Genomic DNA, 8952 nt, shown 5'->3' with positions numbered 1-8952 from the left:
CACGCTGCGGCGGGGCTCGGCCGCCGGCGCCGGGGCCGCTGCGTCGCACGTCGGCACCGTGACCACGCGCCTGCAGACGAGGCTCAAGGAGCGTGCCGCGGCGCAGCGGCGGCTCTCCGCGGTCGTGTGGGCGCGGCGGGCAGGGTACGTGGCCGCCGCCGCGCTGGCCGCCTGGATCGTGCTCGCGTCTCCCGTGCTCGCGCTGGACGCCGATCAGGTCGAGGTGACCGGCTACGGCACGGTGGTGGACCCGGCCGACGTGGCCGCGACGGTCGAGCAGTTCGAGGGCCGCTCGCTCGCGACGCTCGCGACCACACGCCTGTCGGACGCGCTCCGAGAGATCCAGGGAGTGCGGGACGCGTCCGTCGAGCGCGTCTGGCCGCGCGGCCTGCTGGTCTCGCTGACGTCCCGCGAGCCGGTGGCGGCCGTCCCGGACGCCGAGGGCGGCTACTCGTTCCTGGACAGCGAGGCGACCCGGGTGGGACGTGCCGACGAGGCCCCGGAGAACCTGCCCGTGGTGACCGTGCCGGTGGGCGAGGATCACGTCCGCGTGCTCGAGGCCGCCCTGGGTGTGGTGAATCAGCTGCCGGCGGAGCTGCGGGCGAGGGTGCGGGACATCAGCGCCACCACCGAGGACACGGTCACGTTCCAGCTGCGCGGCGGCCCGCGGGTCGAATGGGGGAGCGCGGAGGATTCGCCCCTCAAGGCGCGGGTGCTGCAGGTGCTGCTGGACTCTGGCCAGGCCGACGGCGTCGCCGCCATCGACGTCTCCGCGCCCACGCTGCCCACGACGACCAGCTGACGGCTGCCCGCGGGCCCGGCCGCGCATCGTCCCCGCGCCGATAATTCGCTCCGACACGCGCGTGTCTGCGGGTCAACGGCCGTATACGCCCTTACCTTCGACAGTGAACGACTTGACATAACTATAACTCTCAACTTGAGGGTTAAGGTTGAAAGGGAACGCACATGGCCGCACCGCAGAACTACATCACGCACATCAAGGTCGTCGGCGTGGGCGGCGGCGGCGTGAACGCCGTGAACCGCATGATCGACGTGGGACTCAAGGGCGCGGAGTTCATCGCGATCAACACCGACGCGCAGGCGCTGCTCATGTCCGATGCGGACGTGAAGCTCGACATCGGTCGTGAGCTCACCCGTGGGCTCGGTGCCGGCGCGGATCCCGAGGTCGGCAAGAAGGCCGCCGAGGATCACGAGGACGAGGTCGCCGAGGCGCTCGACGGCGCCGACATGGTGTTCGTCACCGCCGGCGAGGGCGGCGGCACCGGCACCGGCGGAGCGCCCGTCGTCGCGCGCATCGCCCGCTCGCTCGGCGCGCTCACCGTGGGCGTGGTCACCCGGCCGTTCGGCTTCGAGGGCCGCCGCCGCGCGGACCAGGCCGAGGCGGGCATCGCGGCGCTGCGCGAAGAGGTCGACACCCTGATCGTCATCCCCAACGACCGCCTGCTCGACATCTCCGACGCGCAGCTCAGCGTGCTCGGCGCGTTCGCCGCGGCGGACCAGGTGCTGCAGGGCGGCGTGCAGGGCATCACCGACCTCATCACCACGCCGGGCCTCATCAACGTCGACTTCAACGACGTCAAGAGCGTCATGCAGGGCGCCGGCACCGCGCTGATGGGCGTCGCGAGCGCCCGCGGCGAGTCGCGGGCCCTCGAGGCCGCGGAGGGCGCCATCGCGTCGCCGCTCCTTGAGGCCTCGATCGAGGGTGCGCACGGCGTGCTGCTGTCGATCTCGGGTGGCTCGAACCTGGGCATCAAGGAGGTCGAGACGGCAGCGCGGCTGGTGCGCGAGGCGGCTCACCCCGAGGCGAACATCATCTTCGGAACGGTCATCGACGACTCGCTGGGCGACGAGCTCCGCATCACGGTCATCGCCGCCGGCTTCGACGGCGGCGCCCCCACTCACCGCTCCCACGCCGGTGCGCTGGGCACGATCGAGTCGGCGCCCGCGGCCAAGGCCGACGAGCTGGAGCCCGTGGACGCCCCGGTCGAGACGGACGTGCTGCCTGCCAGCCCCTACGCCACCGATCCCGCTCCGAAGACCGACGCGATCCCCGCTCAAGCCCTGCGCGAGAGCGAGGACACCCTGGACGTGCCCGAGTTCCTGCGGTAGGTCTCGGTGATCGACGCAGGCCTCCCGGTCCGCGCGTTCTTCACCACGCGGCGCGGCGGTTCGTCTGCCCCACCGTACGACTCGCTCAACCTCGCCACCCACGTGGGTGACGACCCGGACGCGGTCGCGCTCAACCGCGCGACCGTGTCCGCCGCCGTCGGCGGTCCCGTCTCGTTCCTCCATGCCGAGCACGGCATCGGCGTCGCCGAGGTGCTCGAGCCGGGCGCCGAGCCGCCACCCGCGGATGTGCTGGTCACCCGCGTGCCAGGCGTCGCCATCGCCGCGATCGCGGCGGACTGCGTGCCGATCCTGCTCCACGACGCGGCGACCGGCGCGGTCGCGGCCGCGCACGCGGGCCGCGAGGGCGTGTACCTGGGGGTGGTCGACGCTGCCGTCGCCGCGCTGCTCGACCTGCGGCCCCAGCGGGCGCACGGGGATCTCTCGGCGAGCATCGGGCCGTCGATCTGTGGGCGCTGCTACGAGGTGCCCGCCGATATGCGCGAGCGCGTGGCGTCACGCCACCCGACCGCCCGTTCGGAGACGCCCTCGGGCACCCCGGCGCTCGACCTGCCGCGCGCCGTCGAGACCCGCCTCGGAGAACTGGGGTTCGCGGACGTGGTGCGGCACATGGCATGCACGGCCGAGGAGCCCTCTCTCTTCTCCCACCGGCGCGACGGCGTGACCGGGCGGATCGCCGGGGTGGTGATGTGCGGCGTGTCGGTCCGGTGACCACGCCCCTGCCGGCCCTACCGTGAAGTCGTTGAATCGCACGCACCACAGGGGGTCAGAATGAGCGCACTGCGCAAGGCGATCCAGTACCTCGGCTTCGATGTGAACGAGCAGGAGGACTATGACAACGCCGAACCGGAGCTCGCTCCCGTGACGAACCTCCACGACGTGTCCGAGGTCAAGCAGGGCGCGGGCAGGGCCGCCGGCAAGCACGCCCGCGGTCCGCGCGAGAGCCTCGCTCCCGCCGCGCCCTCGACGGACCTGCGACGCATCCAGACCATCAAGCCGCGCAGCTACAACGACGCGCGACTGATCGGTGAGGCCTTCCGGCAGGGCGTTCCGGTGATCATGAACCTCACCGAGATGACGGACGCGGACGCGAAGCGCCTCGTCGACTTCTCCGCTGGGCTGTCGTTCGGCCTACACGGATCGATCGAGCGTGTCACCACCTCGGTGTTCCTGCTGTCGCCGGCGCACGTCGAGATCGGGCTCGATGAGGAGCCGCAGCAGGACCACGCGTTCTACGACCAGTCCTGACCGGCGGGGTAGTCTCTCAGCGTGCCTATCCTGATCGACGCGCTGCAGTTCGTCCTCTTCCTCTTCATGCTGATGCTGCTTGCGCGCGTGGTGATCAGCCTGGTGATGGCGTTCGCCCGCGACTGGCGGCCCACCGGGGCCGCGCTCGTGGCGGTCGAGGGCGTGCTCACGGTCACCGACCCGCCGATCAAGGCCGTGCGACGCGTGGTTCCGCCGCTGTCGCTGGGGCAGGTGCGCATCGACCTTGCGTTCATCATCGTGTTCCTCTCGGTCTCGATGCTGTACCAGGTGCTCCTCGCGGTGGGGTGACCCCTGACTTAAGTGCGTGCCGATAGAGGTATCGCTAGAGTGGCGACGTAACCGTATGGCCGGATTGCCGGCCCCGATCAGACTCGAGGTGGAAGTCGACATGGCAGTGCTGACCGCCGAGGACGTTCTCAACAAGGCCTTCTCCAAGACGAAGTACCGCGAGGGCTTCGACCAGGACGAGGTGGACGACTTCCTCGACGAGGTCGCCCAAACTATCTCGCAGCTCACGTCTGAGCGCGACGAGCTTGCCGCCCGCCTCCAGGAGGCGCAGGCCGGCGGTGCCCCGGTGGCTCCGGTCGACGCACCGGCCCCGAGTTCGGGGCTGCTGCAGGCCGCGACGGATCCCAACCCGCCCACCCCGACCGGAATGCTCGCCATGGCGCAGAAGCTCCACGACGAGTACGTCTCCGCGGGCGAAGAGGAGAAGGAGCGCCTGGTCGAGGAGGGCAAGGCCAAGGCGGAGAGCATCGTCGAGCGCGCCGAGCAGGATGCTCAGTCGCGGATGGACCAGCTCACCAGCGAGCGCTCGCTTCTCGAGACCAAGATCGACGACCTGCGCCGCTTCGAGCGGGACTACCGTTCCCGCCTCAAGTCCTACCTCAGCAACCTGCTGGGCGACCTCGATCACGCCGAGGGCACCGCGCCCGCGCCCGTGGCCACGTTCGTGGGCGAGGACCTCATGGACGATGAGGTGCCCGCTGGCGAGGCCGATGGCGACGAGGACGATGCGGTCGAGGCCAATGTCGAGGAGCCCGCGGTCGACGAGCACGCGGGAGAATCCTGGCAGGCTGCGCCCGTCGACGAGGAATCGACCGAGGCGCCGGCCGACGACCACGACGACTCCGCCGGGGAGTCCGCGGACGAGGAGCCGGAGCGGACCACTCCGTTCGCCCCGGTCACCGGTGGCACGCCCGCCGTCGGCGACGCTCCGTACTCCCCGCAGTCGACCCAGTACGGCACGCCCTACACGCCCCAGAACCCGTGGGCCCAGCCCGCGGAGGGCGAGGGCGAGCAGCGCGACTGAGATCGCCGTCACGCAAGGCGCCGCGCCTACGGGCGCGGCGCTTTGCCTTGTCGCCGCAACGGGACTACAGTCCTTGCACCAGCCAGAGACGAGGACAGTCATGAGCAGCGCCGATGTGACCATCGTGGTGGTCGACCCCGCCGAGCTGAAGCCGGCGGACGCCAAGAAGCTTCACGTGCGCGACGGCGACGACGCCTGGAAGATCGCTGACCTGCGTCAGATCGTCGACGTGCTCAACTCCGACGTCGAGCGGCTCGTCACCGAACTGGGCGTGACGGAGCACGAGCTCGACGATCTGCTGCACACGTCCGAGGGTGCCGGCGACGACCAGGCCGACGCGGGCTCGACCGCGCTCGAGCGCGAGCAGGAGATGTCGATCGTCAACAACACCCGCGACATGCTGGAGCAGAGCGTCGACGCCCTGCGCCGCATCAAGAACGGCACCTACGGCACCTGCCAGTCCTGTGGCAACGGCATCGGCCGGGCGCGCCTCATGGCGTTCCCGCGTGCCAGCCTCTGCGTGCAGTGCAAGCAGCGCGAGGAGCGTCGTTGACCTGGAGGCCGGTCTTCTGGCTGGTCGCCGTCGGCGTCGTCATCCTCGACCAGGCCTCGAAGCAGTGGGTCCTGGCGTCTCTCGAGCCGCTTGAGCGGCACCCCGTGCTGGGCGACCTGCTGTCGATTCAGCTCGTGTTCAACTCAGGCGCGGCGTTCAGCCTCGGCAACGGCTACACCTGGCTCCTCACGGTGGTCGCGGCGGCCGTGACCGTCGGGATCGTCCACTACGCGCGCCGCGCGCAGAGCACGCTCGCCGCGGTCATCTTCGGAGTGGGCCTCGGTGGAGCGGTGGGCAATCTCATCGACCGCCTGTTCCGCGCGCCCTCCTTCGGCCAGGGGCACGTGGTCGACTTCATCAACTACGGCGATCAGTTCGTGGGCAACATCGCCGACATCGCCATCGTGGGAGCGGCCGCCGCGCTGATCGTCGCGGGCATCTTCTCGAAGCGCCTGCTCGCGCCCGCGGCGGGCGCCCCGGCCGATGCCGGCGACGAGCCGGGGACGGCCGCGGACGCGGAGTCTCGTGGCTGACACCCGCTACCTGCCTGTGCCCGATGCGCTGGTCGGGGAGCGCGCGGATGCCGCGCTGGCCCGCATGCTGGGCGTGTCCCGCACCAAGGCGGCCGACATCCTCGACGCGGGAGGCGTGAGCGTGGACGGCCGGTCCGTGGGCCGCTCGGACCGCCTCGCGGACGCGATCCTGGCCGTGGACCTCCCAGACGCCCGTCCCGCGGGTCCGGAGCCGGAGATCCCCGGCGGGCTCGCGGTGGCCTACGAGGACGAGGACCTGCTGGTGGTCGACAAGCCCGTCGGCGTCGCCGCCCACCCCTCGCCGGGGTGGACGGGACCCACGGTGGTGGGTGCGCTGGCGAGCGCCGGCTACCGGCTCGCGCAGCACGGCCCCGCGGAGCGCCAGGGCATCGTCCACCGCCTGGACGTGGGCACCTCGGGCCTCATGGTCGTGGCCCGCTCCGATGCGGCCTACACGGCGCTGAAGCGAGCCTTCAAGGAGCGCACGGTGGAGAAGATCTATCACGCCGTGGCGCAGGGCCACCCGGATCCCACCGCGGGGACCATCGACGCGCCGATCGGCCGCCACCCCAGCTCCGACTGGAAGTTCGCGGTGGTGGAGGGCGGCAGGCCGTCGGTCACCCACTACGAGGTGCTCGAGATGTTTCCCGCGGCCTCGTTGGTGGAGATCCACCTCGAGACCGGTCGCACCCACCAGATCCGCGTGCACATGGCGGCCATGCGCCACCCGCTCGCGGGCGACCTCACCTACGGCGCCGACCCGGTCCTTGCGAAGCGGCTGGGCCTGAGCCGCCAGTGGCTGCACGCGCAGGAGCTCGCCTTCGAGCACCCCACGCGCGGCGGCGAGGTGCGCGTCACCTCCACGTACCCGGACGACCTCGCGGCGGCCCTGGCCGTGCTGAGGGGCTGACATGCGTGTCGACGTGGTCACCACGCCGGAGCAGCTGGAGGCCGCCATGGCGGTCCGCTTCGCCGTCTTCGTCGAGGAGCAGGGCGTCTCTGCGGACATGGAGCGCGACGCCCAGGATGGCGACCCCCGCACGGTCCACGTGATCGCGCTCGGGGATGGCGGCCAGCCGCTCGGCACCGGCCGCCTGCTCGCGCCCCACACCGACGAATTCCACGCCGACCACGGCGCGATGGACGCCGCCAACCCGCACATCGGCCGGCTCGCGGTCGTTGCCGCGGCTCGCGGCACCGGAGCGGGGCGTGCGCTGATGCTGTCGCTCGAGGCCGCGGCACTCGCCACGCACGGCGTCGATGGCGTGGTGCGCGTCGAGCTCAGCGCTCAGGACCACGCCATGCCGTTCTACGAGCGGCTGGGCTACATCGCGCACGGTGACGGCTACCTCGACGAGGGCATCCCTCATCACGACGCGTACAAGGACGTCCGCGCCTGACTCAGGGCTCGAGCGAGCCGAGGAATGCGAGGGTGGCGGAGACGATCTCCGCACGCGCGTCCTCGTTCGTCACATACGGCACGCCGTCGCCCGGCTGGGGGCCGTAGGAGCCGAACTGCGCGTGGTTCGCGCCGCCCACCTCCGTGAACACCGCCGCGGCAGGCAGTTTGTCGCGCGAGGCCGCAATGGTGGCGCGCGTCGAGAGGCCGTCCTCCGAGCCCGAGATCGAGGCGACCGCTCCCGTCCAGTCGCTCAGGTCGCCCGCTGGATAGGACGCCCAGAACACCAGGGCGCGCGGCCGCGCGTCTTCGGCCTCCATGGCGGCCACCGTGCCGCCCAGCGAGTGGCCCGCCACCGCCCAGTTCCCGCCGCGATCCGCGATGATCCCGGCCAGGGTTCCGCGTGACAGAAACGCGATTCCCAGCGGCTCCTTGACCACGACGACCGGATGGCCCGACAGCGCGAGAGGGGCCAGGTGGGCGGCGTAGGCGCGCGGGTCGACGCGCGCGCCGGGGTAGAAGACCAGCCCGGTCCCGTTGCCGCCGCCCACGGGGTCCATGACGATGCTGGTGGCGCTTTCGGTCACCGTCACCGAGGCGGTGGATTCCATCGCGGTCAGAGCGGGCTCGAGCGCGGTGAAGGGTCGCAGCCACGCCGTGGCCGCGATCCACGCCAGCGCGCCCGCGAGACCGACGATGCGGACGACGCGCCGCCACCCGCGGCCGGCGGGCCGCGCGCGCAGCGACCACGCCAGCGAACCGATGGCCACCAGCGCCGTGAGCGCGAGCCACACCGCGTAGGCGGGGTGGCCGTGCGCCACCGCGCCCCAGGCGGTGAGCGCCGCCCACAGGACCGCTCCGAGCGCGAGCGCCGCGACGGCGCGGGAGATCCACGGGAGGGCGCGATCGAGCCGTGAAGACATGGAGCCGACGCTAGCCGATCGCCGCGAGCGCCTTGCGGATGCGCTGCTCGCTCACCGGGCCGTCCGTGCCCAGGCGTTGCGCGAACAGAGACACGCGCAACTCCTCGATCATCCAGCGCACCCGTTCCAGCCCGGCCGCGGTCGCAGGGTCGACGCGCCCCTTCGCGTGCGCCGCCGCAACCGTCTCGTAGGCCTCGACCGCCTGGTTCACCTGCCAGGCGAGCTGGGCGTCGCGCGCCGGCTCCGCCCGCGCCTTCTCGAGGCGCTGTACGGCGGCCGCCAGGTAGCGGGCGAGGTGCGGCAACGTGTCGACCGGGGTGCGTGCGATGAAGCCGTCCCCGACCAGGCCGGCCGCCTGTTCGCGCAGGTCCTGCAGCGTCGCGAGCAGGGCCAGGGACGTGTTCGTGCGGATCGCGCCGTCGAGCTCACGCGCCGCCGCGAGCGCCGCGGCCGCCTGCCGGGCGACGCCCAGGACCCGGTCCTCGAGATCGTCCCGGACCCGGGTGCGCGCGGCCTCGTACTGGGCGCGCGTGCGCACGGCGGCGGCGTCGGGCGTGAGCGCCGTGACGGCCGCAAGCTGGAGATCGTCCACCAGGGCCTCGGTGGTCCGATACGGCGACGCCGCCATCGCCAGCGACTCGACGGGGCTCCAGCGGGTGGTGACGCGCTTGACCGGCAGTTCGAGCTCGATCAGCAGCAGCCTGCGGATCCCGCGCGCGTGCGCCGCGTCCCGCGAGGCGGCGTCCGCGAGCACGCGCAGCGCCGCGCGGACGCCCGATCGGTCCCGCTCCTCCACGATCGCCGGAAAGCCGCGC

12 protein-coding genes are annotated in these 8952 nt (G+C 72.0%); 10 read left to right on the top strand and 2 right to left on the bottom strand.

What is annotated here, in order from left to right; translation table 11 throughout:
* The 10 genes from Q0L54_RS08340 to Q0L54_RS08295 form a co-directional block, all read left to right on the top strand.
* Positions 1-802: cell division protein FtsQ/DivIB (locus Q0L54_RS08340; RefSeq protein ID WP_296667079.1), on the top strand; the 802-nt coding region annotated here is incomplete at its 5' end.
* A 164-nt stretch (positions 803-966) separates the two neighbouring features.
* The gene (gene ftsZ, locus Q0L54_RS08335; protein ID WP_296667077.1) at positions 967-2130 is read left to right on the top strand and encodes a cell division protein FtsZ; all 1164 of its coding nucleotides are present in this window, start codon (positions 967-969) and stop codon (positions 2128-2130) included.
* Between the two features lie 6 nt (positions 2131-2136).
* On the top strand, positions 2137-2859 hold the full coding sequence (gene pgeF / locus Q0L54_RS08330) for a peptidoglycan editing factor PgeF (protein ID WP_296667074.1): 723 nt from the start codon (positions 2137-2139) through the stop codon (positions 2857-2859).
* A gap of 60 nt (positions 2860-2919) precedes the next feature.
* Complete coding sequence (sepF, locus tag Q0L54_RS08325) at positions 2920-3396, top strand: cell division protein SepF (RefSeq protein ID WP_296667072.1); 477 nt, start codon at positions 2920-2922, stop codon at positions 3394-3396.
* 21 nt (positions 3397-3417) lie between these two features.
* Positions 3418-3705, top strand: coding sequence for a YggT family protein (locus Q0L54_RS08320; RefSeq protein ID WP_296667069.1), 288 nt, complete (start codon positions 3418-3420; stop codon positions 3703-3705).
* Positions 3706-3805: 100 nt separating this feature from the next.
* Positions 3806-4729, top strand: a complete 924-nt coding sequence (locus Q0L54_RS08315; protein ID WP_296667067.1) for a DivIVA domain-containing protein — start codon at positions 3806-3808, stop codon at positions 4727-4729.
* Positions 4730-4829: 100 nt separating this feature from the next.
* Entirely contained in the window at positions 4830-5282 is a 453-nt protein-coding gene (locus Q0L54_RS08310; protein ID WP_296667064.1) for a TraR/DksA family transcriptional regulator, read from the top strand.
* Entirely contained in the window at positions 5279-5815 is a 537-nt protein-coding gene (gene lspA / locus Q0L54_RS08305; protein WP_296667060.1) for a signal peptidase II, read from the top strand. The genes Q0L54_RS08310 and lspA overlap by 4 nt, the downstream gene beginning before the upstream one ends.
* Positions 5808-6725 carry an RluA family pseudouridine synthase gene (locus Q0L54_RS08300; protein WP_296667058.1) on the top strand — a complete coding sequence of 306 codons (918 nt, stop codon included), beginning with the start codon at positions 5808-5810 and terminating at the stop codon, positions 6723-6725. Before lspA ends, Q0L54_RS08300 begins: the two co-directional genes overlap by 8 nt.
* A 1-nt stretch (position 6726) precedes the next feature.
* Positions 6727-7215: a GNAT family N-acetyltransferase gene (locus Q0L54_RS08295; RefSeq protein WP_296667055.1), complete on the top strand. Its 489-nt coding sequence runs from the start codon at positions 6727-6729 to the stop codon at positions 7213-7215.
* Position 7216: 1 nt separating this feature from the next.
* Here Q0L54_RS08295 and Q0L54_RS08290 read toward each other — a convergent pair whose 3' ends face one another.
* Both Q0L54_RS08290 and Q0L54_RS08285 read right to left on the bottom strand, forming a co-directional pair.
* Complete coding sequence (locus Q0L54_RS08290; protein ID WP_296667052.1) at positions 7217-8137, bottom strand: alpha/beta hydrolase; 921 nt, start codon at positions 8135-8137, stop codon at positions 7217-7219.
* A gap of 10 nt (positions 8138-8147) precedes the next feature.
* The coding region (locus tag Q0L54_RS08285) for a DUF3418 domain-containing protein (RefSeq protein ID WP_296667050.1) at positions 8148-8952 on the bottom strand (805 nt) is incomplete at its 5' end.

It is taken from the genome of Demequina sp., from assembly GCF_024642165.1.
Lineage (GTDB): Bacteria > Actinomycetota > Actinomycetes > Actinomycetales > Demequinaceae > Demequina.
This window is presented reverse-complemented; position numbering and strand designations above follow the sequence as displayed.

Excerpts from the sequence above, each read along its gene's own strand:
- ftsZ (WP_296667077.1), top strand. The coding sequence starts at position 967 with ATGGCCGCACCGCAGAACTACATCACGCACATCAAGGTCGTCGGCGTG.
- sepF (WP_296667072.1), top strand. The coding sequence starts at position 2,920 with ATGAGCGCACTGCGCAAGGCGATCCAGTACCTCGGCTTCGATGTGAAC.
- Q0L54_RS08315 (WP_296667067.1), top strand. The coding sequence starts at position 3,806 with ATGGCAGTGCTGACCGCCGAGGACGTTCTCAACAAGGCCTTCTCCAAG.
- Q0L54_RS08310 (WP_296667064.1), top strand. The coding sequence starts at position 4,830 with ATGAGCAGCGCCGATGTGACCATCGTGGTGGTCGACCCCGCCGAGCTG.
- Q0L54_RS08295 (WP_296667055.1), top strand. The coding sequence starts at position 6,727 with ATGCGTGTCGACGTGGTCACCACGCCGGAGCAGCTGGAGGCCGCCATG.
- Q0L54_RS08290 (WP_296667052.1), bottom strand. The coding sequence starts at position 8,137 with ATGTCTTCACGGCTCGATCGCGCCCTCCCGTGGATCTCCCGCGCCGTC.